Source organism: Aminobacter sp. NyZ550 (assembly GCF_025628925.2).
GTDB lineage: Bacteria > Pseudomonadota > Alphaproteobacteria > Rhizobiales > Rhizobiaceae > Aminobacter > Aminobacter ciceronei.
In genome coordinates this window covers 3,687,105-3,710,198 of record NZ_CP114190.1, presented here as the reverse complement: position 1 = coordinate 3,710,198, position 23,094 = coordinate 3,687,105, and the positions used below count along the sequence as shown (strand labels likewise).

General features: G+C 61.9%; 26 protein-coding genes. 22 read left to right on the top strand and 4 right to left on the bottom strand.

Annotated elements, in window-relative coordinates; translation table 11 throughout:
* The first annotated feature begins 105 nt into the window (after positions 1 to 105).
* The 6 genes from coaD (at position 106) to tgt (ending at position 4,421) form a co-directional block, all read left to right on the top strand.
* A complete protein-coding gene (gene coaD / locus N7E70_RS18425; protein ID WP_263007244.1) occupies positions 106 to 606 on the top strand; it encodes a pantetheine-phosphate adenylyltransferase in 501 nt (166 codons plus the stop codon).
* Positions 607 to 719: 113 nt separating this feature from the next.
* The gene (locus tag N7E70_RS18420) at positions 720 to 1,214 is read left to right on the top strand and encodes a peptidylprolyl isomerase (protein WP_246341036.1); all 495 of its coding nucleotides are present in this window, start codon (positions 720 to 722) and stop codon (positions 1,212 to 1,214) included.
* A 26-nt stretch (positions 1,215 to 1,240) separates the two neighbouring features.
* On the top strand, positions 1,241 to 1,756 hold the full coding sequence (locus N7E70_RS18415; RefSeq protein WP_067962242.1) for a peptidylprolyl isomerase: 516 nt from the start codon (positions 1,241 to 1,243) through the stop codon (positions 1,754 to 1,756).
* A gap of 6 nt (positions 1,757 to 1,762) precedes the next feature.
* On the top strand, positions 1,763 to 2,212 hold the full coding sequence (locus N7E70_RS18410; RefSeq protein ID WP_067962240.1) for a DMT family transporter: 450 nt from the start codon (positions 1,763 to 1,765) through the stop codon (positions 2,210 to 2,212).
* Positions 2,212 to 3,288, top strand: coding sequence for a tRNA preQ1(34) S-adenosylmethionine ribosyltransferase-isomerase QueA (queA, locus tag N7E70_RS18405; protein WP_263007243.1), 1,077 nt, complete (start codon positions 2,212 to 2,214; stop codon positions 3,286 to 3,288). Before N7E70_RS18410 ends, queA begins: the two co-directional genes overlap by 1 nt.
* A complete protein-coding gene (tgt, locus tag N7E70_RS18400) occupies positions 3,285 to 4,421 on the top strand; it encodes a tRNA guanosine(34) transglycosylase Tgt (RefSeq protein WP_192316667.1) in 1,137 nt (378 codons plus the stop codon). The genes queA and tgt overlap by 4 nt, the downstream gene beginning before the upstream one ends.
* A 10-nt stretch (positions 4,422 to 4,431) precedes the next feature.
* Here the strand turns inward: tgt and dinB are convergent, their stop codons facing one another.
* The gene (dinB, locus tag N7E70_RS18395) at positions 4,432 to 5,679 is read right to left on the bottom strand and encodes a DNA polymerase IV (protein ID WP_263007242.1); all 1,248 of its coding nucleotides are present in this window, start codon (positions 5,677 to 5,679) and stop codon (positions 4,432 to 4,434) included.
* Between the two features lie 144 nt (positions 5,680 to 5,823).
* Here dinB and N7E70_RS18390 point away from each other — a divergent pair, with 144 nt between their 5' ends.
* The 3 genes from N7E70_RS18390 to N7E70_RS18380 all read left to right on the top strand — a co-directional run bounded on the left by N7E70_RS18390 (position 5,824) and on the right by N7E70_RS18380 (position 9,501).
* Positions 5,824 to 6,798: a threo-3-hydroxy-L-aspartate ammonia-lyase gene (locus N7E70_RS18390; RefSeq protein ID WP_263007241.1), complete on the top strand. Its 975-nt coding sequence runs from the start codon at positions 5,824 to 5,826 to the stop codon at positions 6,796 to 6,798.
* A gap of 191 nt (positions 6,799 to 6,989) precedes the next feature.
* Positions 6,990 to 7,751: a class I SAM-dependent methyltransferase gene (locus N7E70_RS18385; protein ID WP_067962232.1), complete on the top strand. Its 762-nt coding sequence runs from the start codon at positions 6,990 to 6,992 to the stop codon at positions 7,749 to 7,751.
* Positions 7,752 to 7,878: 127 nt separating this feature from the next.
* Positions 7,879 to 9,501 (top strand): ABC-F family ATP-binding cassette domain-containing protein, encoded by a 1,623-nt coding sequence (locus N7E70_RS18380; RefSeq protein ID WP_154387044.1) that lies wholly within the window; start codon positions 7,879 to 7,881, stop codon positions 9,499 to 9,501.
* Here the strand turns inward: N7E70_RS18380 and N7E70_RS18375 are convergent, their stop codons facing one another.
* Positions 9,502 to 9,912, bottom strand: a complete 411-nt coding sequence (locus N7E70_RS18375) for a DUF4864 domain-containing protein (protein ID WP_067962229.1) — start codon at positions 9,910 to 9,912, stop codon at positions 9,502 to 9,504.
* A gap of 269 nt (positions 9,913 to 10,181) precedes the next feature.
* On the opposite strand from N7E70_RS18375, the gene N7E70_RS18370 reads away from it, so the two are divergent.
* The 6 genes from N7E70_RS18370 to N7E70_RS18345 all read left to right on the top strand — a co-directional run bounded on the left by N7E70_RS18370 (position 10,182) and on the right by N7E70_RS18345 (position 15,975).
* Positions 10,182 to 10,418: an Lrp/AsnC ligand binding domain-containing protein gene (locus N7E70_RS18370; protein ID WP_067966581.1), complete on the top strand. Its 237-nt coding sequence runs from the start codon at positions 10,182 to 10,184 to the stop codon at positions 10,416 to 10,418.
* A 153-nt stretch (positions 10,419 to 10,571) separates the two neighbouring features.
* Positions 10,572 to 11,984: a circularly permuted type 2 ATP-grasp protein gene (locus N7E70_RS18365; protein ID WP_192316656.1), complete on the top strand. Its 1,413-nt coding sequence runs from the start codon at positions 10,572 to 10,574 to the stop codon at positions 11,982 to 11,984.
* A gap of 17 nt (positions 11,985 to 12,001) precedes the next feature.
* Complete coding sequence (locus N7E70_RS18360) at positions 12,002 to 12,943, top strand: alpha-E domain-containing protein (RefSeq protein WP_067962227.1); 942 nt, start codon at positions 12,002 to 12,004, stop codon at positions 12,941 to 12,943.
* Positions 12,944 to 12,955: 12 nt separating this feature from the next.
* On the top strand, positions 12,956 to 13,750 hold the full coding sequence (locus tag N7E70_RS18355; RefSeq protein WP_067966579.1) for a transglutaminase family protein: 795 nt from the start codon (positions 12,956 to 12,958) through the stop codon (positions 13,748 to 13,750).
* 34 nt (positions 13,751 to 13,784) lie between these two features.
* Entirely contained in the window at positions 13,785 to 14,516 is a 732-nt protein-coding gene (locus N7E70_RS18350; RefSeq protein WP_067962223.1) for a proteasome-type protease, read from the top strand.
* Positions 14,517 to 14,562: 46 nt separating this feature from the next.
* Complete coding sequence (locus tag N7E70_RS18345) at positions 14,563 to 15,975, top strand: pyridoxal phosphate-dependent decarboxylase family protein (protein WP_263007240.1); 1,413 nt, start codon at positions 14,563 to 14,565, stop codon at positions 15,973 to 15,975.
* A 67-nt stretch (positions 15,976 to 16,042) separates the two neighbouring features.
* On the opposite strand, the gene N7E70_RS18340 is transcribed toward N7E70_RS18345, so the two are convergent.
* Positions 16,043 to 16,699 (bottom strand): TerC family protein, encoded by a 657-nt coding sequence (locus N7E70_RS18340; protein WP_067962220.1) that lies wholly within the window; start codon positions 16,697 to 16,699, stop codon positions 16,043 to 16,045.
* A gap of 362 nt (positions 16,700 to 17,061) precedes the next feature.
* On the opposite strand from N7E70_RS18340, the gene N7E70_RS18335 reads away from it, so the two are divergent.
* Positions 17,062 to 17,835, top strand: a complete 774-nt coding sequence (locus N7E70_RS18335; RefSeq protein ID WP_067962218.1) for a DeoR/GlpR family DNA-binding transcription regulator — start codon at positions 17,062 to 17,064, stop codon at positions 17,833 to 17,835.
* A 39-nt stretch (positions 17,836 to 17,874) separates the two neighbouring features.
* Here the strand turns inward: N7E70_RS18335 and N7E70_RS18330 are convergent, their stop codons facing one another.
* The gene (locus tag N7E70_RS18330; protein ID WP_263007239.1) at positions 17,875 to 18,381 is read right to left on the bottom strand and encodes a BA14K family protein; all 507 of its coding nucleotides are present in this window, start codon (positions 18,379 to 18,381) and stop codon (positions 17,875 to 17,877) included.
* A 181-nt stretch (positions 18,382 to 18,562) separates the two neighbouring features.
* On the opposite strand from N7E70_RS18330, the gene N7E70_RS18325 reads away from it, so the two are divergent.
* The 6 genes from N7E70_RS18325 to N7E70_RS18300 all read left to right on the top strand — a co-directional run bounded on the left by N7E70_RS18325 (position 18,563) and on the right by N7E70_RS18300 (position 22,942).
* Positions 18,563 to 18,955, top strand: a complete 393-nt coding sequence (locus N7E70_RS18325; protein ID WP_263007238.1) for a hypothetical protein — start codon at positions 18,563 to 18,565, stop codon at positions 18,953 to 18,955.
* Between the two features lie 188 nt (positions 18,956 to 19,143).
* The gene (locus N7E70_RS18320; RefSeq protein WP_067956582.1) at positions 19,144 to 20,331 is read left to right on the top strand and encodes an IS481 family transposase; all 1,188 of its coding nucleotides are present in this window, start codon (positions 19,144 to 19,146) and stop codon (positions 20,329 to 20,331) included.
* A gap of 267 nt (positions 20,332 to 20,598) precedes the next feature.
* Positions 20,599 to 21,774 carry a tyrosine-type recombinase/integrase gene (locus N7E70_RS18315; protein ID WP_263007237.1) on the top strand — a complete coding sequence of 392 codons (1,176 nt, stop codon included), beginning with the start codon at positions 20,599 to 20,601 and terminating at the stop codon, positions 21,772 to 21,774.
* 237 nt (positions 21,775 to 22,011) lie between these two features.
* Positions 22,012 to 22,236: a helix-turn-helix transcriptional regulator gene (locus tag N7E70_RS18310; RefSeq protein ID WP_263007236.1), complete on the top strand. Its 225-nt coding sequence runs from the start codon at positions 22,012 to 22,014 to the stop codon at positions 22,234 to 22,236.
* Positions 22,233 to 22,700: a winged helix domain-containing protein gene (locus tag N7E70_RS18305; RefSeq protein WP_263007235.1), complete on the top strand. Its 468-nt coding sequence runs from the start codon at positions 22,233 to 22,235 to the stop codon at positions 22,698 to 22,700. Before N7E70_RS18310 ends, N7E70_RS18305 begins: the two co-directional genes overlap by 4 nt.
* A complete protein-coding gene (locus N7E70_RS18300; protein WP_263007234.1) occupies positions 22,697 to 22,942 on the top strand; it encodes a PC4/YdbC family ssDNA-binding protein in 246 nt (81 codons plus the stop codon). Before N7E70_RS18305 ends, N7E70_RS18300 begins: the two co-directional genes overlap by 4 nt.
* Positions 22,943 to 23,094 lie beyond the last annotated feature (152 nt).

The window sequence follows — 23,094 nt, the reverse complement described above, 5'->3', positions numbered from 1 at the left end:
GTTCATCTCGCATTCATCTCGTAAACCAATTTTCCGGTCTGACACGGAGCAGGTTGGCGGCAAAGCGCGCTTCCACCTTTGGCGCCGATGTTCTAGAAGCAGCCCATGACTGATCGCATCGCCATCTATGCCGGGTCGTTCGACCCGCTCACAAACGGCCATCTCGACGTGCTCAAGGCGTCGCTGGCCGTTGCCGACGTCGTCTATGCCGCTATCGGCATTCATCCCGGCAAGAAGCCTCTGTTTTCCTTCGAAGAGCGTGTGACGCTTATCGAGGAAGCGACGAAGGCGGAATTCGGCGCCGATGGCGGACGCATCAAGGTGGTGGCCTTTGACGGGCTGGTGATCGACGCGGCGCGCAAGGAAGGCGCCTCGATCATGATCCGCGGCCTGCGCGACGGCACCGACCTCGACTATGAGATGCAGATGGCCGGCATGAACGAGACCATGGCACCGGAATTGCAGACCGTTTTCCTGCCGGCGAGCCCTTCGGTTCGCACCATTACCGCCACACTTGTCCGTCAGATAGCCTCGATGGGCGGCGACATACGTCCGTTCGTGCCGGCGGCGGTTGCCGGCGCGCTCAACGCCAAATTCGCGAAATAATTTTTCCGGAGTATCGAAACATGCAGCTTAGGAAGCTTGCCTCGTCCGTCGTCGTCCTCGCCGGCCTTTTGGCCGGATCGGCTGCAGCCATTGCTGCCGAGCCCGAGAACACCATGGTCATCACGCTGAAGGGCGGCGACGTGACCATCGCGCTGCGTCCCGACCTCGCGCCCAAGCATGTCGCGCAGATCAAGACGCTGGTGCGCGAAGGCGCCTATGACAACGTCGCGTTCCATCGCGTCATCGGCGGCTTCATGGCCCAGACCGGCGACGTCGAGTTCGGCGACATGAAGGATGGCTTTGATCCCAACCGCGCCGGCATGGGCGGCTCGAAGCTGCCCGACATCCAGGCCGAGTTCTCGCAGGAAAACTTCAAGCGCGGCGTCGTCGGCATGGCACGCTCGCAGGACCCGAATTCGGCGAATTCGCAGTTCTTCATCATGTTCGACACCGCGTCCTCACTCGACGGCCAGTACACCATCGTCGGCGACGTCGAGAGCGGCATGGATCTGGTCGACGCCATCAAGAAGGGTGACGCGGCCAATAACGGGTCGGTCAGCGACCCCGACCGCATGATCAAGGTCCGCATCGCCGCGGACGCCAAGTAAACGAAACGAAGAGAAGGAATTTCATCATGGCCGAGATCAAGGATCGCGAAAACGCGCTGATCATGGAAACGACCAAGGGCAATGTGGTCATCGAGCTGTTCCCGGACCTCGCGCCCGGCCATGTCGGCCGCATCAAGGAACTGGCGCGCGAAGGCGCCTATGACGGCGTGGTGTTCCACCGCGTCATCGACGGCTTCATGGCCCAGACCGGCGACGTCAAGTTCGGCAAGTCGGGCGGCAAGGACTTCAACCCGTCGCGTGCCGGCATGGGCGGTTCGGACAAGCCGGACCTGAAGGCCGAGTTCAACAACATGAACCACGCCCGCGGCACCTGCTCGATGGCGCGTGCCCAGAACCCGAATTCGGCCAACTCGCAGTTCTTCATCTGCTTCGAGGATGCCGGCTTCCTGAACCGCCAGTACACGGTCTGGGGCCAGGTCATCGAAGGCATGGACAATGTCGACAAGATCAAGCGCGGCGAGCCGGTGCAGGATCCCGACAAGATCGTGTCGCTGAAGGTTGCGGCCGACGTCGCGGAATAACTGACAATGGCTGGCGCTCTCTGGTCGCTTCTCGGCGTTCTGGCGGGCGCCTTCATTGCCATTCAGGCACCGATTAATGCACAGCTGGCGCGCGGCCTCGGCGTGCCCGTCGCGGCGGCTGCGATCTCTTTCCTCGCTGGTGCTGTCGTGCTCGGCGTGGTCACCTTGCTCACCACGCGCATGCCAGGCGCAGCTATCGACTGGAGAGCGCCGGCACCCTGGCTGTTCGTGACTGGCGGTGTGCTCGGCGCGGCCTACGTCACCTCGACCGTGCTGCTGACCCCACGCATCGGTGCGGCGGCATTGATGGCTTTCCTGGTGACGGGGCAGCTCTTGGCCGGCATGCTGGTCGACAAGGCCGGCATTTTGGGTGTTGCCGTGCGTGAGATTTCCATGGGCCGCATCGTCGGTGCCGTGCTTCTGCTCACCGGCGCGCTGATGATCCGTATCTACTGATGCGCGTTGATCTTTTCGATTTCGAGCTGCCGGAGGCGAACATTGCGCTGCGCCCGGCCGAACCGCGCGACATGGCGCGGCTTTTGTGCGTGCGGCCGGACGAAGCGCTGGCCGATCTGTCGGTGCGCGACCTGCCGTCGCTGCTGAACCCTGGCGATGTGCTGGTGCTCAACGACACGCGCGTCATTCCGGCTCAGCTCAAGGGTGTTCGGGTGCGTGGCGAGGCCGTGGCGCATGTCGATGCGACACTGCACATGCGCACCGCACCCGACCGCTGGCTTGCCTTCATGCGGCCAGGCAAGCGGGTTGCCATAGGCGACCGCATCCGGTTCGGCCACGATGCCGAGGCCTGCATGCTCAGCCAGCTCGACGCCACGGTGTTGGAAAAAGGCGAGGGTGGTGAGGCGCTTCTGGCCTTCGACCTCTCTGGACCGGGGCTTGATGAGGCGTTGCATGCCGTCGGCCACATTCCGCTGCCGCCCTATATCGCTTCGAAGCGCCCGGATGATGAGCGCGACCGCAAGGACTACCAGACCGTTTATGCCCGCGAAGAGGGGGCTGTTGCTGCGCCCACCGCCGGCCTGCATTTCACGCCGGAATTGTTTGCGGCGCTCGAGGCGCGCGGCATCGAAAAGCAGTTCGTGACGCTGCATGTCGGCGCCGGCACTTTTTTGCCCGTAAAGGCCGATGACACCGCCGACCACAAGATGCATTCGGAGATCGGGTACGTTTCGGCCGAGACTGCAACCGTGCTGAATGCGGCGCGGGCGCGGGGCAACAAGGTGGTTGCCGTCGGCACGACGTCGCTGCGCCTGATGGAGAGTGCCGCGCGCGAAGACGGTACCTTGGCCGCCTGGTCAGGCCCGACCGACATCTTCATCACACCCGGCTACCGATTCAAATTCGTCGATGCGCTGATGACCAACTTCCACTTGCCGCGCTCGACGCTGTTCATGCTGGTTTCGGCCTTTGCCGGACTGGAGCGCATGCGCGATGTCTATGCGCATGCCATTTCGAGCGGCTACCGCTTCTATTCCTACGGCGATTCAAGCCTGCTGTTCAGGGACGACCGATGAGTTCTGAGTTCACCTTCAAGCTGCTCGCGACCGACGGCAAGGCGCGGCGCGGTGAAATCACCATGCCACGCGGCACCATCCGTACGCCGGCCTTCATGCCTGTCGGCACAGGCGGCACTGTCAAGGCGATGTATATGGATCAGGTGCGCGGCGTCGGCGCCGACATCATCCTCGGCAACACTTATCATCTGATGCTGCGTCCCGGCGCGGAACGGGTGGCCAAGCTCGGCGGCCTGCACGACTTTGCTCGTTGGCCGCATCCGATCCTGACCGATTCCGGCGGCTTCCAGGTGATGTCGCTGTCGAAGCTGCGCAAGATCAGCGAAAAGGGCGTGACCTTCCGCTCGCATATCGATGGCGCGCCCTACGAGATGTCGCCGGAGCGTTCGATCGAGATCCAGGGGCTGCTCGATTCCGACATACAGATGCAGCTCGACGAATGCACGGCGCTGCCGTCGACGCCGAAGGAAATCCAGCGCGCCATGGAAATGTCGCTGCGCTGGGCCGAGCGCTGCAAGACCGCCTTCGGCGACCAGCCGGGCAAGGCAATGTTCGGCATCGTGCAGGGCGGCGATATCCCTGACATGCGCGTGCGCTCGGCGCAGGCGCTGACGGGGCTGGAGCTCAAGGGTTATGCCGTCGGCGGCCTCGCCGTCGGTGAGCCGCAGGAGGTGATGCTCGACATGCTCGATATCACCTGTCCGGAACTGCCGCAGGAGAAGCCGCGCTATCTGATGGGCGTCGGTACGCCCGACGACATCATCAAGTCGGTGGCGCGTGGCATCGACATGTTCGATTGCGTGATGCCGACGCGGGCTGGCCGCCACGGCCTTGCCTATACACGCCGCGGCAAGGTGAACCTGCGCAATGCGCGCCACGCTGACGATCCGCGGCCGCTGGACGAGGAAAGCGATTGCCCGGCGGCGCGCGACTATTCGCGCGCCTACCTGCATCATCTGGTGCGGTCGGGCGAGGCACTGGGCGCGATGCTGCTGACCTGGAACAACCTGTCCTATTACCAGCACCTGATGAGCGAGATCCGTGCCTCGATCGAGGCCGGGCGTTTTGCCGACCGTACCACGGAGATCAGCGAAGGATGGGCGCGCGGCGACATCCCGCTGCACAAGGGCTGAGGTCAGCCGCTCACAGCTCTTTCTCGGCCAGTTCGCGGAAGGCATCGGGCACGGACCCCGCGTGCCCGAGCGCGACCGAGGCGTAGCCGACCGCTTCCCAGCCGAAACGTTCGCGGATCGCGTCCATGGCACGGTCAGCGCCCCAGCGCGCCTGGCCTTTTCGCGTGCCTGGTCGGTGTTTTTCGTCGGCGAGCCCAAGCGGCAGTTCGAGCTGCAGGCCGGAATGTTCCTCGAGATGCGAGACAGAGATTGCCAGAAGCGATATGGCGCGTTCGCTCGGGTACCGGGCGAGCACGCCGCGCACCAGTTCTTCGGCGACTTCCGTGATCATTGCGGTGGCCGAGATCGGCGCGTCGAGCGTGATTGACCGCGTCACCGAACGCAGGTCGGCAAAGCGGACGCGGGCGGTGATGGTGCGACCGGGGCGTGATTTGGCCCGGAGGCGCGAAGCGACGCGGTCGGCGAGGTGGCGCAGGGCAGGCACGTAGATATCGGGCCGCGCCGGTTTCATACCGAGCGCCGACTGCGCGCCGGCGGAATGGGCGCGGCGATGCGGCTGGAGGCGGCGTGGATCGCGGTTCCAGGCAAGTGCCGCCAGCTTTTCGCCTGATGCGTGACCGAGCAGGCGTTCGAGCAAATGCCGGTTGGCGTTGGCCAGTTGGCCGATGGTGGTGATGCCGGCGCCCGCCAGGCGCGTTTCGGTCGCTGGGCCTACACCCCACATCAGGCCGACAGGCAAGCCGTGCAGGAATGCGATTTCCGCACTGCCATCGACCACGACGATGCCGTCGGGCTTGGCGACCTGCGAGGCGATCTTGGCGAGGTGCTTGGTGCGGGCGACGCCGACTGATATCGGCAGGCCGAGTTCGGTCCGGACCCTGTTCCTGATCTTCCGCGCGATCTCCTCGGGCGAACCGAACAGGTGGGTGCAGCCGGCGACGTCGGCGAAGGCCTCATCGATGGAGATGCGCTCGACCAGCGGCGTGAAATCGCCGAGCACCGCGATCGCTGCGTCGCCCAAACGCTGGTACTCCCTGAAATTGCCGCCGACGAAGATGAGGCCGGGGCACAGTTCGCGAGCGCGCCGGCCCGGCATGCCGCCATGGACGCCGAACGCCTTGGCTTCGTAGGACGCGGCGAGCACCACCCCGCCGCCGACGGCGATGGGCTGCCCACGCAGGCTCGGGTCGAGCAACTGTTCGACCGACGCATAGAAGGCGTCGAGGTCGGCATGCAGGATGGTGGCTGCGCTTTCCATAGAGGCGATCTGTCGAGAGTGTTCGGAACATAAAGGGAACATACATGCGAAAAGTCAAGCGCGCTGGCGCAAGCGGTGGCGTCCGGTGCGGGCTTATGGAAATCGCTGGCGTCGACTATGGTGCCGCAATCCAAGGAGAATCCCATGACTGTTTCGCTGCGCGTTCCAACATTTGAAGACGTCAGGGTTGCGGCTTCGCGCATCGCTGGCGAGGCTCATCGGACCCCGGTGCTGACCTCGCGCGCTGCCAATGCCAAGATTGGCGGCGAGCTGTTCTTCAAGGCCGAGAATTTGCAGCGCGCCGGTGCTTTCAAGTTCCGCGGTGCCTACAACGCCGTTTCGGCGCTGTCGCCGGAAGCCAGGCAGAAGGGCGTCGTCGCGTTTTCCTCCGGCAACCACGCTCAGGCGCTCGCCTATGCGGCGACGCTGCTCGACGCGCCGTCTGTCATCGTGATGCCCAAGGACGCTCCCGAGATCAAAGTTGCGGCGACCCGGGGCTATGGCGCTGAGGTGGTGTTCTTCGACCGCTACAAGGATGATCGCGAGGCGATGGCGCGCGGGATTTCCGAGGAACGCGGCATGACCGTCATCCCGCCCTTTGATCACCCCGACATCATTGCCGGCCAGGGCACGGCGGCACTTGAACTGATCGACGAGGTTGGACAGCTCGACATCCTCATCGCGCCGCTCGGAGGCGGCGGCCTGCTTGCCGGCTGTGCGCTGAGCGCCAAGGCACTGGCGCCTGGCTGTCGCGTCATCGGCGTTGAGCCGGAGGCCGGCAATGACGGGCAGCAGTCGCTGCAGAAGGGTGAGGTGGTTCGCATCGCGCCGCCGAAGTCGATCGCCGATGGGGCGCTGACCACCTATGTCGGCGACCACAATTTTCCGATCCTGCAGGCCAAGGTCTACGGCATCGTCACGGTCAGCGATGCGCAACTGGTGTCGACGATGCGCTTCTTTGCCGAACGCATGAAGCTGATTGTCGAACCGACCGGCTGTCTGGCGGCGGCGGCAGCGCTCAACGGCGTCGTCGACTGTGCGGGCAAACGCGTCGGTATCGTGCTCAGCGGCGGCAATGTCGACCTGAAGGCATTGAGTGGGTTCTTCGCCGACGCCTGACGTCTGACCTGAACCTGTGGCGCGCAACTCTCCGCCTGAAGGCGTTGTGTCCGCGCCACAGCGACCACGCAACGCTCGTTCCCGAAGATTTGGTGGCTGGACGTGGCAAGCAAGTCCGTCGTATGGCGCGGACATGCTTGGCCGTGCGAAGGTCAGCGGAAAGTGCTGTAGATCAGACGGGGCAGGCGCGCATGAACAACAGATACGGAACGCTCGCCTCCTGGGTCTACAATCTCGACAAGCCGGTTGGGCGCTCTTTCGGAGACATCGAATATTATCGTGGGCGTCTTGCGGATTGTGCCGGCTCCATCCTGGAGCCTGCTGTCGGCAATGGTCGCTTTTTCGTGCCGATGCTGGAAGCCGGTTTCGACATCAGCGGCTTCGACCCCTCGAACGAGATGCTTGGCTATTGTCGCAGGGCCTGTGCGGAGCGCTCGCTCGACGAGGGGCGGATCAGCCATGGGACGTTCGAGACCTTTGCCTACGATCGCCGCTTTGCGGCAATCGTCGTGCCGCTTGGCTCGTTCCAGCTGATCACCGACATGGCTGTGGCGAAGGCCGTTTTGCGGCGGTTCTTCGATCATCTGGCGCCGGGCGGGCGGTTGATGATCGACCTGGACGCCATCGGCGGCTTCCTGGGTGAGGGCGGCCGGGTGCGGAGTTGGACCACCTGGGACGGCGATCTGATGACGCTGACCGATGCGCGCGTTTCAACCGACTATGTCGCGCAGACCACCGTGACGCATCTGCGCTACGAACTGTGGAAGGACACCAAGCTCGTCGATTCCGAACTGGAGCTGTTCAGCCTGCGTTGGTGGGGCGTCGAGGAATTTGCCATGGCGCTGCGTGAAACGGGTTTCGTCGACGTCGTCGCCTCTGGTGACTATCGTTACGGCCAGGCGCCGGCCACTGGCTGCGAGACGATCAGCGTCGAGGCGCGCCGGCCGGAATGAAATCAATGGCTTGAACCAAGGCGGCAGCTCGACTATCTAGCAGCCATCAGTAATTTCAACAGGATGTGTGCCTCAATGGATTTTTGCCCGACAGCAACGCCGAACCGCATTGCCATTGGGGAATTCCATGCCTGCATCAATCTCTCTGTCGAATATTGCCTGGTCCACGCCTGACGGCCGGACGCTCTTTTCCAATCTATCGCTGAACTTCGAAGCAGGCCGTTCGGGGCTTGTCGGACGCAATGGCGTTGGCAAGTCGACGCTTCTGCATCTGATATCGCGCTCCTTGCTACCGGAGACCGGCAATGTATCCGTCGCTGGCACGCTAGGGCTGCTGCGCCAGGCGGCGCAGATCTCGCCAGGCGAAACCGTGGCCGACCTGTTCGGGGCATCTGAGGGGCTCGACCTGCTGCGGCGTGCTGGGGCCGGACTTGCCAGTGTCGAGGAATTGACCAATGCCGACTGGACGCTGGAGGCACGCATCGAGGCTGCACTCGCCCGCGTCGGGTTGAGCGCGGAGCCTGCCACGGCGCTCGATGCCCTGTCGGGCGGCCAGCGTACGCGTGCGGGGCTCGCCGCGCTGGTCTTTGGCGAGCCCGACTTCATCCTGCTCGACGAGCCGACCAACAATCTCGATCGTGACGGCCGGAAGGCGGTGATCGACCTGCTGGCCGGCTGGCGCACCGGGGCTATCGTCGTCAGCCACGACCGCGAGCTGCTCGACACCATGGACGCCATAGTCGAGCTGACGTCGCTGGGCGCGACGCGTCATGGCGGCAACTGGAGCCATTATCGCGAGCGCAAGGCGATCGAACTGGCCGCGGCCGAGCACGATCTGCTCGACGCTGAACGACGTGTGTCGGAGGTTGCCGTGAAAGGCCAGGCGACGGCCGAGCGCAAGGCACGCAAGGACGGTGCCGGCAAACGCAAAGCGGCCAAGGGTGACATGCCACGCATCCTGATGAACGGGCTGAAAAACCGCGCCGAGAACACATCAGGCGAAAACATCCGCCTGGCCGAGCGCCGGCGCGCCCAGGCGGAAGCAGATGCCGCCGCCGCCCGCGAGCGGATCGAGGTGCTGCAGCCCATCTTGCTGAAATTGCCGTCGACGGGCCTGCCGCCCACGAAGTCGGTGCTGCGCGTTGATCGGCTGACGGCTGGCTACGAGCCGGGAAGGTCGGTCATTTCGGACTTTTCCCTCGCTGTGACCGGGCCGGAGCGTGTCGCGCTGGTGGGCGGCAACGGCAGCGGCAAGACAACGCTGCTCAAGGCGATCTCGGGCGAACTCGAGCCATGGGCGGGCAGTGTCTCCATACTGACCGCCTATGCCATGCTCGACCAGCAGGTCGGCTTGCTCGACGCCAAGGCTTCGATCCGCGACAACTTCCGCCGCATCAATCCCGAGGCGGACGAAAATGCCTGCCGTGCGGCGCTGGCGCGCTTCATGTTCCGTGCAGATGCGGCGTTGCAGGTCGCGAGCAGCCTGAGCGGCGGCCAGTTGCTGCGGGCTGGACTGGCCTGCGTGCTCGGCGGCAAGGCGCCGCCAGCGTTGCTGATCCTCGACGAGCCGACCAATCATCTCGACATCGACGCCATCGAGGCCGTGGAAGCCGGATTGCGCGGCTATGACGGGGCGCTGCTGGTGGTCAGCCACGACCAGGCATTCCTCGAGGCGATCGGGATCACCAGGCGGGTCGACTTGGCTGACAGGAGCCGGATGCGTTCGGGCGATCGTCGGTCGCGGCTCTGATCAGGTGCTGAGCGAGTTTGAGGCACGCAGGCTGACGCCGGTGATGCGCCAGACGCCGTCGGGCTGGAGTTCGAGCGTGTAGACGGCTTCGTAGTCCTTTCCGTCGGCACCGACGATGATCACCTGCTGGACGATCGATGTCGGGCTCGTTTCCTGGAATTTTCCAAAGGAGAAGCTCTGCGGCTTGTGCACTGGCTTGTACGCGCCCGTGACCATGTTCATGAAAGTGTCGAGGGTCGGGAAAATGCGCTTCACATTGGGGGCGGCGTAGCTGTAGGCAGTGGCGTCGTTGCCCGAGCGGAAGGCATGGAGCTGGCCCGAAATGCTGTCTTGTGCTGCCTTGATTTCGGCCTCACCGGCATAGGCCGGGAGGGACATGAGCAGGCAGGCAAAAAGGGCGGCGCGGCGCATGAGGTTCTCCGGTCGCCAACCATGGGCGATGCCAGGAGACACGCTCGACCGCGCAAAATGGTTGCATCGGCAAGGAGTTTATCAGATCAGCCGGTTGCGCATCAGGCATTCCCGTGCTGTTGGGAGGACAGGCTGCAGCTCCGTTCGCAGGTTCGGGAAAGTCGTCGCATCCGTAATCAAGTCTCTTTGCCGTGGTCACAACGCAGCTGTCGCTTGAAAGGCATGGTCCGTTCTGCGACAAGACGGGCAACGATGGAACGGACGAAGCGATGAAGACCTTTTTCGTGCAGATCAAATGTGAGCTCGGCAAGGCCTATGAGGTGGCGAGCGCATTGGCGGACGCCGAAATCGCCTCGGAGATCTATTCGACTGCCGGCAACTACGACCTGCTGGTCAAATTCTACGTCGATGACGAAGAGGACATCGGCCACTTCGTCAACGAACGAGTCCATGCCATCGGCAACATCAAGGATACCTTCACCACGGTGACGTTCCGCGCGTTCTGAGCGGGACAAGGGCAGGGATCTGCTCATATCGCCTGCATACTGCCGAAAATACGGGCAATTTTCCGATAAATAAGCCGGCTGTCGCCAAAACCGGCGATTGCGCTTGATTTTCTCTCCCGAGGTCATTTCACTGGCCAAGAGGGGAGTTTGCCATTGGTTGCGTTCGACGAAATGCTGCCGGCAGAAGCCGGTTTGAGAAGACCCTATGAGGCCTATGACGGCTGGCTGAAAAACCAGGACCCCGCCCGACTTACTGAAAAGATGCGCGATGCCGAGCGCGTTTTTCGCAAGACCGGCATCACCTTTGCCGTCTATGGCGAGCAGGAAGCATCGGAACGGCTGATCCCGTTCGACATCGTCCCCCGCATCATTTCAGGCAATGAATGGCGCCGGCTGACGCAGGGCATCGAGCAGCGCGTTCAGGCGCTCAACGCTTTTCTCGACGACATCTATCATCGCCAGGAGATCCTCAGGGCAGGGCGCGTGCCACGCGAGCTGATCGCCACCAATGAGGCCTTCCTGCCGGAGATGATCGGGGTTCGGCCGCCGGCGGGCGTCTACACCCACATCATCGGCGTCGACATTGTACGCATCGCCGAAAACGAGTTCTACGTGCTCGAGGACAATGCGCGCACGCCCTCGGGCGTATCCTACATGCTGGAGAACCGCGAGACGATGCTGCAGCTCTTTCCCGAGCTGTTCCAGCGCATCAAGGTGCATCCGGTCGAGAACTATCCGCAACTGCTCAGGCAGTCGCTGGCGGCGGTGAAGCCGAACGGTGTGAACGGTGCGCCGACTATTGCCGTGCTGACGCCGGGCAGCTTCAACTCGGCCTATTTCGAGCATGCGTTTTTGGCCGACCAGATGGGCGTGCAGCTTGTCGAGGGACAGGATCTGCGCGTCGTCGACGGCCATGTCGCGATGCGCACGACCGAAGGCTACAAGCAGATCGACGTGCTCTACCGCCGCGTCGACGACGCCTATCTCGACCCGCTGACCTTCAAGCCGGATTCGGCACTCGGCGTGCCCGGCATCATGGACGTCTACCGCGCCGGCAACATCACGATTGCCAATGCGCCAGGCACCGGTATCGCCGACGACAAGGCGATCTATTCCTACATGCCCGAGATCATCGAGTTCTACACCGGCCGCAAGCCGATCCTCGGCAACATCCCGACGTGGCGCTGCTCGGAAGCAGACAGCCTGAAATATGTCCAGGAGCATCTGGCCGAGCTGGTGGTCAAGGAAGTGCACGGCTCGGGCGGCTACGGCATGCTGGTCGGCCCTGCGGCTACCAGGAAGGAGCGCGAGGAGTTTTCCAAGAAGCTCGCGGCCCGGCCGTCGAACTACATCGCCCAACCGACGCTGTCGCTATCGACCTGCCCGATCCTGACCGAGAAGGGGCTTGCCCCCAGGCATGTCGACCTCAGGCCGTTCGTGCTGGTCTCCGACCGTATCCGCATTGTGCCGGGCGGGTTGACGCGTGTGGCCCTCAAGGAGGGGTCGTTGGTGGTGAATTCATCGCAAGGTGGCGGGACCAAGGATACCTGGGTTCTGGACGACTAGGGGGACGTTGATTTTTCATGCTTCTGGGACGCACCGCCAACGGCCTCTACTGGATGAACCGCTATATCGAGCGGACCGAGAACATGGCGAGGCTGATCGATGCCGGCCTGCGCATCGCGCTGACCCGCAGCCAGGATGCCTCCGAGGAATGGAAATCGGTGCTGCTCTCCGCCGGTGCTGCCAGCTCTTTTGCCGGGAAACACTCAGACTACACGGCGGAAAACGTTGCCGATTTCCTGTTGCGCGACATGTCGAACCCGTCGAGTGCCGTGGCGGCGATGGAGACCGCGCGCAACAATGCGCGCATGGTGCGCACGGCTTTGACGCGGGAGACCTGGGAGAGCATCAACGAAGCGTGGATGGCGCTGAAGCGCATGCTGGCGTCTCCGATCGATCAGCGCGAATTGCCCGGCGTGCTCGACGCCATCAAGCGTGAAACCGCGCTGATCCGCGGTTCGTTCTATGGAACGATGCTACGCAACGAGATCTTCGATTTCGCTCAGCTCGGCACCTACATGGAACGCGCCGACAACACCGCGCGTATCCTCGACGTCAAATATTACGTGCTTTTGCCCTCGGTCTCCTGGGTTGGCTCGTCGCTCGACAACTACCAGTGGGAATCAATCTTGCGGTCGGTTGCGGCGCACCGGTCCTATCGCTGGGTCTACGAGGCCGAATACAAGCCGACCAACATCGCCGAGTATCTGATCCTCAATGCGCGCATGCCGCGTTCGCTGTCGTTCAGCTATCGCTTCCTTGCCGAGCATCTGAAGTTCCTCGGCGAGGACTATGGCGCCCGGCATCCGGCGCAGGAGATCGCCGAGCGGATCTATGCCCGTCTGCGTGGCACCGAAATCAAGGATATCTTCGAAACCGGTCTGCACGAGTTCCTGGCCGACTTCATCAGGGACAATAACCGGCTGGGCGATCAGGTCGCCCAGGATTTCGGCTTTTATTGATCGGATAGGATGATGCGGCTCAAGGTCAGCCACCGCACGGAATACAGCTATGACGAGCCGATCCGCTACGGCTTGCAGCGGCTCAGGCTGTGGCCCGCGAGCGGTCCGGCGCAGACGATGCTGACCTGGGCGCTGCACATCGAAGGCGCGCGGGAGGAGGTGCGTTTCCTCGATCAGTTCGGCAACGACACGCGGCTTCTGTCCATCGATGGAGATCCGCATACGATCAGCGTGGTGGCTGAAGGCGAGATAGAGACCAACGATACGGCTGGTGTTTCGGGACCACATCGCGGTTTTGCGCCGCTCTGGCTGTTCGAACACCAGACGCCGCTGACGGCGCCCGGCACAGCGATCCGCGATCTGGCGGCAAGCGTCGGCGATGGAGGCGATCTGCAGCGGCTGCACGGGTTGATGGCGCTCATCCAGCAGCGGATAGCTTATGTTACCGGCACGACGGACTCGCGCACGACCGCCGAGGAAGCACTGGTGAAAGGGACCGGCGTCTGCCAGGACCACTCACATGTATTTGCCGCTTCGGCCCGGCTGCTTGGATTTCCCGCGCGCTATGTCAGCGGCTACCTGATGATGAACGACCGGGTCGACCAGGTTGCCACGCACGCCTGGGCGGAGGCCTATGTCAGCGACCTCGGCTGGGTCGGCTTCGATGCAGCCAACGGCATGTCGCCCGACGAACGCTATGTGCGCGTGGCTGTCGGCCGCGACTATCGCGAGGCGATGCCGATAGCCGGCATTCTGATCGGGCATGCGCAGGAACGGCTTGCAGTCCACATCACGGTAGAGCAGTAATCCGGCATAAGAACATTCGCCGGAACTGGAATCGATGACCTATTGCGTCGGCATGAAAATTGACCGTGGCCTGGTGTTCATGTCGGACACGCGGACCAATGCCGGGGTCGACAATATCTCTACCTTTCGCAAGATGCGCATCTGGGAGCAACCGGGCGAGCGCGCGGTCGTCTTAATGTCGGCCGGTAATCTGGCCACCACGCAGGCCGTCGTCAGCCTGCTTGACGAGCGCACCAAGGCTGCCGCCGAGCGTGCCCCGACGCTGCTCGAAGCGCCTTCGATGTTCCAGATCGCACGCATCGTCGGCGACACGGTCAAGGAAGTGATCGCCCAATCGGCCCCGGCCGGCCAGACAGCGGATGCTGCCTTCAACGCCTCCTTCATTCTCGGCGGCCAGGTCAAAGGCAGCGAACCCCGACTGTTCATGATCTATCCCGAAGGCAATTTCGTCGAATGCAGCGACGACACGCCGTTCTTCCAGATCGGCGAGACCAAATATGGCAAGCCGATCATCGTGCGCGCCTATGACCGCGCAATGAGCTTTGCTGAAACGGTGAAGCTTTTGATGGTGTCGTTCGATTCGACGCTGAAATCGAACCTGTCGGTCGGCCTGCCGCTCGATCTGGCGTTCTACGAGAAGGACAGTTTCAAGATCGGGCTGAAGAGGCGCATCGGCCCCGACGATCCCTATTACCGGAGTGTGTCCGAAGGCTGGTCGGATGCCTTGAAGGCCGCGTTCCAGAGCTTGCCCGATTTCATCGAATAATCGAATGCCTGGCCAGTCCTGAGGCTGATGGGGAGGGAGAATTGCCATGCATAGCGAGGCGTTTCGCCATTGGTCGCAGAAGGCCGCCGAATGGGGCGCCGACTATCGTGACGGCCTGCGCGACCTGCCGGTGCGACCGCGCCTCGAGCCGGGCCAGGTGCTGAACACGATTGCCGCCAGCCCGCCTGAGGCCGCCGAGCCGATGGACGAGATCTTCGCCGACTTCGAGGCCAAGATCGTGCCGGGCATGACGCATTGGCAGCATCCGCGCTTTTTCGCCTATTTTCCGGCCAATGCGGCACCGGTGTCTGTGGTGGCGGAGTATCTGGTGAGCGCAATGGCGGCGCAATGCATGCTGTGGCAGACCTCGCCCGCGGCGACCGAACTCGAGACCCGCGTCGTCGACTGGATGCGCCAGGCCCTCGGTCTGCCTAAAAGCTTTGCCGGTGTGATCCAGGATTCGGCCTCGTCGGCTACGCTTGCCGCCGTGCTGACGATGCGCGAACGCGCACTCGACTGGCAGGGCAACAAGTCGGGCCTGTCGGCTGCGCCCCGGATCCGCGTCTACTGCTCGGAGCACGTGCACACGTCGATCGATCGCGCCATCTGGATATCAGGCATTGGCGATGACAATCTGGTGCGCATTCCGAGCGAGGGGCGCTTTCGTGCCTTGTCGCCCGAGGGACTGGATGCGGCAATCGTCGAGGACCGCAACAATGGCCTGCTGCCGGCTGGCATCATTGCCTGTGTCGGCGGCACCAGCGTGGGCGGCACTGACGACGTGGCGGCGGTCGTGGAGGTGGCCAGGCGCCACGGCCTCTACGTTCATGTCGACGCCGCCTGGGCTGGCTCGGCGATGATCTGCCCGGAGTTCCGCCATTTCTGGGCAGGTGTCGAGGGCGTGGATTCCATTGTCTTCAATCCGCATAAGTGGCTGGGGGCGCAGTTCGACTGTTCGATCCAGTTCATCCGCGATCCCGAAAGCCTCGTACGCACGCTGGCGATCCGGCCGGAGTTCCTGAAGACGCATGGCCGCGACGGGATCACCAATTATTCGGAATGGTCGGTGCCGCTCGGCCGACGCTTCCGGGCGCTGAAATTGTGGTTTCTGCTGCGCGCGCATGGGCTGGAAGGCTTGCGGGGGATGATCCGCAATCATGTCAGATGGAGCGAGGGGCTGGCGCGGCGACTGGGTCGTGAAGCCGATTTCGAGATCACCAGCGAGCCGATGCTGTCGCTGTTTTCGTTCCGCCATACGCCGCCGGGCGTTGACGATCTCGACGACCACAATCTGGTGCTGGTCGAGGCGATCAATCGCGACGGACGCATTTATCTGACGCAGACGCGGCTCGACGGGCGCGCCGTAATCCGCTTCCAGGCCGGGCAGTTCGAGGCGACGGAAGCCGATGTCGACACGGCTTTCGAGGTGATCGTCGAGATCGCACGGGCTGCGGGATAGGCGTCAATCGTAGCAAAGACCAGCCGGAACAGGACGTTCCGGCTGGCTTTATTGTTCAGGCGATGTGTCAGGCGCCCTGGATGTAGGGCAGCACCTCGATCGTGCCGCGATAGATCATCTCACCGGCGACATAGAGGATGATGACCAGGCCGACATAGGCGATCCAGCGGTGCTTCTGCAGCAGGTTGGCGATGAAGCTCGCGGCAACGCCCATCAGCGCGATCGACAGCACCAGGCCGAAGATCAGGACATTCGGGTGGTCGCGCGCGGCGCCTGCAACCGCCAGCACATTGTCGAGAGACATAGAGACGTCGGCGATGAGGATCTGCCAGGCGGCCTGGGCAAAGGTCTTGCGCGGCGCGGTACCCGCGACCTTGCCGTCCTTGTCGATATCCTGGTCGGACAAGGCTTCGACGGCCTGGGTTTCCTCGGCATGGCTGTGGCGGAGTTCACGCCACATCTTCCAGCACACCCACAGAAGCAGCACGCCACCGGCGAGCAGCAGGCCGACGATCTGGAGAAGTTGGGTCGTTGCAGCGGCAAAGCCGATACGGAGCACCGTTGCGGCGATGATACCGACCAAGATCGCCTTGGCGCGCTGGTCCTTGGGCAGGCCCGCGGCGGCGAGGCCGATGACGATGGCATTGTCACCGGCCAGAACCAGATCGATCATGATGACCTGGAAGAGGGCGGTCAGGGCCTCGGGGGTAAAGAATTCTGTCATATGGCACCCTTTGCTTTCAGCAAGGGCGGCGTGGCTTGCAGACATGATCTGCCGCACCGGGATGGCTCCGGTCGAGCAAGAATCAGGACGTGCTGAGTGGTGAATGCATGTTGAGCCAGGCCGCCGGATTGGAAACTCCAGTCCGACATCGCAGCCATGGTGACTGCCAGAGGGGCCCGGCCTGGGTGGCAGGTTGGTAATCGATCGCTGCGCGGATTTCAAGGCCGAAACCGCATTTGTTCCACATCCCGCGGAGGCCGGATATTCGACCAATGCGGCTTCGATGTGACTTTCGAAGTGCCTTTTCACTGCTTTCGTTCTGGCCTATCGTTGCTCAAAACGAAATTCAGGGAACGCTCATCATGTATCTGTCGCCGCGCCAGTCCGAGATCATCCAACTGGCCAAGGACAACGGACGCGTGCTGGTCGACGACCTGGCGAGCCATTTCCAGGTGACGCCGCAGACGATCCGCAAGGATCTCAACGATCTCTGCGACCAGCGGCTGTTGAGCCGCATCCATGGCGGGGCGCTATTCCCCTCTGGCATCGAGAACCTCGAATATGAGGCGCGGCGCAAGATTGCCGCCGACGAGAAGGACGCGATCGGCCAGGCGGCGGCGCGCATCATTCCCGACAACGCCTCTTTGTTCGTCAATATCGGCACGACCACGGAGGCCGTCGGCAAGGCGCTGCTCGACCATAAGGGGCTGATGGTCATCACCAACAACATCAACGTCGCCAACAGGATGCGGGTCTACCCTGACATGGAGGTGGTGATCGCCGGTGGTGTGGTGCGCGGCTCGGACGGTGGCATCGTCGGCGAGGCGGCGGTCGACTTCATCCGCCAGTTCAAGGTCGATTATGCGGTGATCGGCGCCTCGGCGATCGACCATGATGGCGCTTTGCTCGACTTCGACTTCCGCGAAGTCAAGGTGGCGCAGGCAATCATCGCCAACGCACGCCACGTCATCCTTGTCTCCGACCAGACCAAGTTCGAGCGCACCGCACCGGTGCGCATCGCGCATCTGTCGCAAATGGACACCTTCATCACCGACCATTGCGACATTCCCAGCATCCGCAAGATCTGTGCGGAATCGGACGTGCAACTCGTCGAAACGAAAAGACCCGCGCCGTGAGCGCGGGTCCTGAGTGAGCGCGCCTGAGCGTCAGCGTGCCTAGTAAGGCGAATAGCACTGCTGGCGCGGCCCGTTATAGGGCTGGAAGGTGTTGTCATAGGCCCGGTAGGACCGGTAGCGGTCATAACACCATTGGACATGCGCATTGCTGTAGCGGCTCGGCTGGACGTAGCGGGGCTGGGGCTGGTTGGCGATGGCGCCGCCGATGATCGCACCCGCTATGAAGGCGCCTGCCGGGAACCAGAAATTGTTGTGGCGACGATAGCCGGGTCGGTAGTCGCGATAACCGCGATGACCATTGAAATACACCACGTCGCCACGTTCGCGATAGAAACCGCTGCGCGGTGCGCGGAAATGGCTGGCGCTGTCGCTGCGCATCACACGGCGCTTTTTCCAGTAGCCGTCATACTGGACCTGTTGGATAGCCGTGTCGGCCTGGGGAGCTTTGGGCACGAAGGCCGGCGCCGCCATCGCCTCGGCCACAGGCAGCACCGCAAATGAAGCCGCGATGGCCGTTGCCATGACGCTTGAGATGAATTTGTTCATGATCGTTTCCTCGTAAAGCGGATGTTCCTTCACGGGCATAACGGCGGGAGACGACAATTGTTCCTGGGGCGGCGAGACGGAATCAGCAGATCCAAGGTTCGAATCCCTGGGCGCTCACCTTTCTGCGTCACAGCATTTTCCGCATCGAACTGCCAATGCCACCTGCGGCCGCAGGCATGCCTTGTCGTGGCGCAAGCGTGATCGGTTTCAAGGAAATCCGGTACGCAGTCATGGAACACGAGGCATTCCGGCGAACGATCGATTTTGCTCGCCGATTTTTCGTCATCCGGCGTTCATCGTGAACATGAGAAGTTTGGACAACACGATAGCCAGCGCTACCCGCACTGGCATGGGCATGGCGTCCGAACAGTTCACCGATGCTGACGTCACGTTGCGGGAATTTGTGTCGGAAGGTGCATCTGACGTCTTCCACGTTCACTACGATGACTACGCCCGTAACGCGTCAGCACTGCGCGGTCTGTTCGACTTCCTCGGCGCCTCGTTCAACGAGGCTAGCATCCGGGACGTACTCAACAAGAAGCACTCAACATTCGCTGAACCCGTTTCCGCATGAACAAGCCGGAAACGCCGTGCGAGAAAAGTTTCTCCACGCCTCTGCCTTTTCTCCCTCGTTCCGTTTCCGTTCACGGAAGCCGACAACGCTGAAGACCTTGATCTGTAAGGGTTGAGCGACCCGAGCCATAGGTGACGTTTCGTACCGGACACATGGGTAACACTTTTGGCTTTTGGCCGGAGGTGTTGATGCCGTGGAAGGAGAGTTCGGTGATGGAGGAACGTCTTCGTTTTGTTGCGCGGCTTCTGGATGGCGAGGGCATGAGTGATGTGTGCCGAGAGTTCGGGATTTCCCGCAAGACCGGCTACAAGATCCTCAACCGCTACAAGGACGACGGCCTGGAGGCGCTGACCGACCGGTCACGGCGGCCGGTCCGCTATGCCAACCAACTGCCCTGTCAGATCGAGCAGGCGATTGTGAAGGCCAAGAAGGACAAGCCGCACTGGGGCGCCAGGAAGATCCGTGAGCTTCTGGTGCGCAAGCTGGCCGGCGACGTTCGGCTGCCGTCGACGAGCACGGTCCATGCCGTGCTCGACCGCCACGGCCTTGTCACGCGCGCCCGTCAGAGGCGGCGCTGCAAGGCCGAGGGCACGCCGCTGTCGGCGGCATGCTGCCCCAACGATCTGTGGTGTGTCGATTTCAAGGGCGAGTTCAGGCTCGGCAATCGCCAGTACTGTTACCCTTTGACGGTGACTGACCAGGCCTCGCGCATGATCCTTCTGTGCGAAGCCCTCGAATCAACGCGGGAGGTGCCCGTCGTCGAAGCCTTCGTGAGGTTGTTCAAGCAGCGCGGCCTGCCGGCGGCGATCAGAAGCGACAACGGGCTGCCCTTCGCCTCTCCCAACGGGCTCTACAATCTGTCCAGGCTCTCGGTCTTCTGGCTGCGGCTGGGCATCGACATCGAGCGCATCAAACCCGGCAACCCGCAGCAGAACGGCAGGCATGAGCGTATGCACCGGACCCTCAAGCAGGAGACGACCCGGCCGCCGGGCATGAACATTCTACAGCAGCAGGCCAGGTTCGATGCATTCGTCAGCGAATTCAATGCCGAACGACCGCACCAAGCGATCGGCATGAAGGTGCCGGACGAACTCTATAAGCCCTCTTCAAGAGCCTATGAGGGGCTGCCAGACCTGCATTACCCCTTCCATGACCGCGACATCCTCGTCACCGCCTGTGGCCGCATCTGCATGCACCGCAAGAAGATCAATATCTCGACCGTGCTCGCCGGCCAGAGGCTCGGAATCACTGAAGTCGATGACGCCATTTGGCTCGTCTCCTTCATGCACTATGATCTTGGCTATATCGACCTCGAACAGAGGACCCTGCAGACCATCGACAACCCGTTCGGCACGAGGTTGTCACCCATGTCTTAGGTACAAACTGTTACCTATGTCTTCGGGCTGTACAAGGTTGAAGGTGGTGAGCGCGCAGGGATTCGAACCCTGGACCTACTGATTAAAAGCGCGTTTCTGGCCGAACGCCTCTGAACAGAATAGACATCATCACACGCCGAAAATCGGCAGAATCATTGGGGAAATCTGTTCATCAGTGTTCAAGGACGTGTCATGCAGTTTTGACATTTCCGTACCCATGCCGTACCCAACTGGATAATCGCCCCAAGAAATCAGTAGGTCGACGTTTTGCCGAAACTGAAACTGACTGATCGCTTCGTCGCCAGTGTCTCGGTAGAGGCGCGTACAGACTACTTCGACACGCAACTCGTAGGGCTATCGCTCCGGGTGGCGCCCACGGGCACCAAGACCTGGAACTTAATCTATACCAGAGAGAGCGACAATGCCCGGCAGCGTGTCAAGCTGGGCCGATATCCGGCCGTTTCCCTTGAGGTGGCGCGAAAGAAGGCGCTTAAAGCCATGTCTGCCGCTGCAGACGGCGAAGACCCTGCCCAGGCTAAGCGATCACGACGGACGGCCGCCACCATCGCAGACCTCGGCGAGCTTTACATCAAGATCTACGCCAAGCCGAACAAGCGAACGTGGGAAGAAGACGAGCGCATTCTGAAATCTGAGGTCTATCCATCGATAGGTCGCATGAAAGGCGTTGCCGTATCGAGGCGTGACGTACTCGACATCATTGACGCCAAGTCGGCAGCCGGGGCCAAGGCTCAGGCACGGAGCATCCATGCGGTTCTTCGGAAATTCTTCAATTGGGCTGTAGACGATGGGTATCTGCCAACGTCTCCTATTGCCGGCGTCAAAGCTCGCAGCAAGCCGACCCGTCGGGAGCGGGTGCTTTCAGATGACGAGGTCAAACTAGCGTGGGGCAGCCTTGCATCGGCTTCAGTCAGTCCGGTCACGGCGAACATCCTGCGCCTCCTTTTCCTCACCGGGCAGCGTTCCGGGGAAGTCTGCGGAATGCGCAAGTCTGAAGTCGATCTGTCGCGAGGTTCTTGGACGATCCCAAGCGGGCGCACCAAGAATGAACTGACCCATGTTGTGCCGCTTTCATCCGCGGCCCTGGCCATCATCACCGATGCTGTTAACGCCGCGGACGATGAAGACGATGCGCCGCTATTCACCCGGACGGGTGAGCCGGTAGAGAGCAACGCTATTGCTCAGGCTGTGCGTCTGAAGCTGCAGGTTGGCAAGGAACGATGGACACCGCACGACATCCGCCGGACGGTTGCAACCGGCATGGCAAACATCGGGATCATGCCCCACATCGTCGAGGCAGTTCTAAACCATATCAGCGGCTTCAAGGCAGGCGTGGCTGGCATCTATAATAGGGCGACCTACGACACCGAGAAGCGGGAAGCGCTAGACCGGTGGGGCGCGCATCTCGCAAGTATTATCCAATAAAAACAAGCGCTTACCCGAGGCGGAACATAAAAAGTCAAAAACGGGAACTGATCAAGAACGGCAAGCCTTATTTTAGCCGTTTCGCGGAATGCAAAAACCGCAATTAATTCAGCTATTTAGGCATTCAGGCCTGTGGATAACTGGCAGTCTCCGGTTGGGACGGGTTGCGTGGGCTTGGTCGCGACCCCCTGAAACAGTATTATCAGCAATGTCGAAACTGATTTGAGGGTGTCATGAATGAACACAGCCGGTCGTGACTTTCGGCTGATCAGCATTAAGGAAGCCTGCCGTCTTACCTCACTGAGCAGGACTTCCATTTTTCTCAAGTCCAAGGCGGGCAAATTCCCAAAGCCCCTTCGGCTGAGTGGCGATGATGACGGTGCCCGCAAAGCCTTCGTATTGTCGGAGGTAGAGGCCTGGATCGCCGATAAGATTGCGGTTCGAGATCAGGAGGCCGCATGAGCAATCCCCCAAACTGCGTAGAGATGAGCGGCCAGTCGCCAAACAGAACCGCTCATCTCCCCAAACTGACGAAACTCTCTGAAATCCATGGAGTCGCTATCAGCATGACATGCATAGCAAGCAAATCGCCCCTCCCACAAACAAAAACTGGGCAGGGCAAGTTTCAACTAACAGTCATGGTTCACCCTGGGGACACTGCCCACGAGCGCCATATCGTTGTGTCTGGCCGTGCCGGCTGGGCGCTGAACGAGCTTGTAAAGGCCGGTCCAGCGGGCTGCAGCGCGGCCGACTTCACGGCGGGCCTGCGTCTCGCGCACTTCGTCTATCTGCTACGTCACGAATATGAACTGGTGATTGAGACAGAGCACGAGGCCCATGGAGGACAATTCCCAGGATCCCACGCGGTTTACCGTTTGAAGTCGCCGGTGCGCATTCTCGACGATTCGAGGCAAGCCGCTGCATGAGCAAAACATCGATGCCGATTGCGTCGATGCGGAAGAACCTGCGAGGCGATGAAATACGCGTCTCTCTGGACTTCTTTGCTGGCGCCTATGTGTTCAACACGCGTGTCTTCTTCGAAACCGCCGATGGGGCGATGCGCCCCGGCAAGGACGGTTTCGCTATCAAACTCGATAAGCTCGAAGAATATGCCGCTGCCGTCACCACCGCACTTATGACGGCTAAGTCGAAGGGGCTGCTTAAATGACGGCTCCTTCGATCCCCCCGTTACGTCACGTGACGTCACATGACCTAACGCGTGACGTTGCGGTGGCGGCCAACTGGCTGGCCACCGAAAAGTCGCCCCCGCACCCGATAGTTCCAGATCTCCGGCAGCGGTTCGGCCTGACATTGCTTGAG

Bases quoted from the DNA above. Each gene is read 5' to 3' on its own strand.
- tgt (WP_192316667.1), top strand. From the start codon at position 3,285: ATGAGTTCTGAGTTCACCTTCAAGCTGCTCGCGACCGACGGCAAGGCG.
- N7E70_RS18340 (WP_067962220.1), bottom strand. From the start codon at position 16,699: ATGACAGAATTCTTTACCCCCGAGGCCCTGACCGCCCTCTTCCAGGTC.
- N7E70_RS18330 (WP_263007239.1), bottom strand. From the start codon at position 18,381: ATGAACAAATTCATCTCAAGCGTCATGGCAACGGCCATCGCGGCTTCA.
- N7E70_RS18370 (WP_067966581.1), top strand. From the start codon at position 10,182: ATGAAGACCTTTTTCGTGCAGATCAAATGTGAGCTCGGCAAGGCCTAT.
- queA (WP_263007243.1), top strand. From the start codon at position 2,212: ATGCGCGTTGATCTTTTCGATTTCGAGCTGCCGGAGGCGAACATTGCG.
- N7E70_RS18385 (WP_067962232.1), top strand. From the start codon at position 6,990: ATGAACAACAGATACGGAACGCTCGCCTCCTGGGTCTACAATCTCGAC.
- N7E70_RS18415 (WP_067962242.1), top strand. From the start codon at position 1,241: ATGGCCGAGATCAAGGATCGCGAAAACGCGCTGATCATGGAAACGACC.
- N7E70_RS18335 (WP_067962218.1), top strand. From the start codon at position 17,062: ATGTATCTGTCGCCGCGCCAGTCCGAGATCATCCAACTGGCCAAGGAC.
- N7E70_RS18410 (WP_067962240.1), top strand. From the start codon at position 1,763: ATGGCTGGCGCTCTCTGGTCGCTTCTCGGCGTTCTGGCGGGCGCCTTC.
- N7E70_RS18300 (WP_263007234.1), top strand. From the start codon at position 22,697: ATGAGCAAAACATCGATGCCGATTGCGTCGATGCGGAAGAACCTGCGA.
- N7E70_RS18390 (WP_263007241.1), top strand. From the start codon at position 5,824: ATGACTGTTTCGCTGCGCGTTCCAACATTTGAAGACGTCAGGGTTGCG.
- coaD (WP_263007244.1), top strand. From the start codon at position 106: ATGACTGATCGCATCGCCATCTATGCCGGGTCGTTCGACCCGCTCACA.
- N7E70_RS18320 (WP_067956582.1), top strand. From the start codon at position 19,144: ATGCCGTGGAAGGAGAGTTCGGTGATGGAGGAACGTCTTCGTTTTGTT.
- N7E70_RS18305 (WP_263007235.1), top strand. From the start codon at position 22,233: ATGAGCAATCCCCCAAACTGCGTAGAGATGAGCGGCCAGTCGCCAAAC.
- N7E70_RS18375 (WP_067962229.1), bottom strand. From the start codon at position 9,912: ATGCGCCGCGCCGCCCTTTTTGCCTGCCTGCTCATGTCCCTCCCGGCC.
- N7E70_RS18345 (WP_263007240.1), top strand. From the start codon at position 14,563: ATGCATAGCGAGGCGTTTCGCCATTGGTCGCAGAAGGCCGCCGAATGG.
- N7E70_RS18380 (WP_154387044.1), top strand. From the start codon at position 7,879: ATGCCTGCATCAATCTCTCTGTCGAATATTGCCTGGTCCACGCCTGAC.
- N7E70_RS18355 (WP_067966579.1), top strand. From the start codon at position 12,956: ATGCGGCTCAAGGTCAGCCACCGCACGGAATACAGCTATGACGAGCCG.
- N7E70_RS18420 (WP_246341036.1), top strand. From the start codon at position 720: ATGGTCATCACGCTGAAGGGCGGCGACGTGACCATCGCGCTGCGTCCC.
- N7E70_RS18360 (WP_067962227.1), top strand. From the start codon at position 12,002: ATGCTTCTGGGACGCACCGCCAACGGCCTCTACTGGATGAACCGCTAT.
- N7E70_RS18310 (WP_263007236.1), top strand. From the start codon at position 22,012: ATGAACACAGCCGGTCGTGACTTTCGGCTGATCAGCATTAAGGAAGCC.
- dinB (WP_263007242.1), bottom strand. From the start codon at position 5,679: ATGGAAAGCGCAGCCACCATCCTGCATGCCGACCTCGACGCCTTCTAT.
- N7E70_RS18350 (WP_067962223.1), top strand. From the start codon at position 13,785: ATGACCTATTGCGTCGGCATGAAAATTGACCGTGGCCTGGTGTTCATG.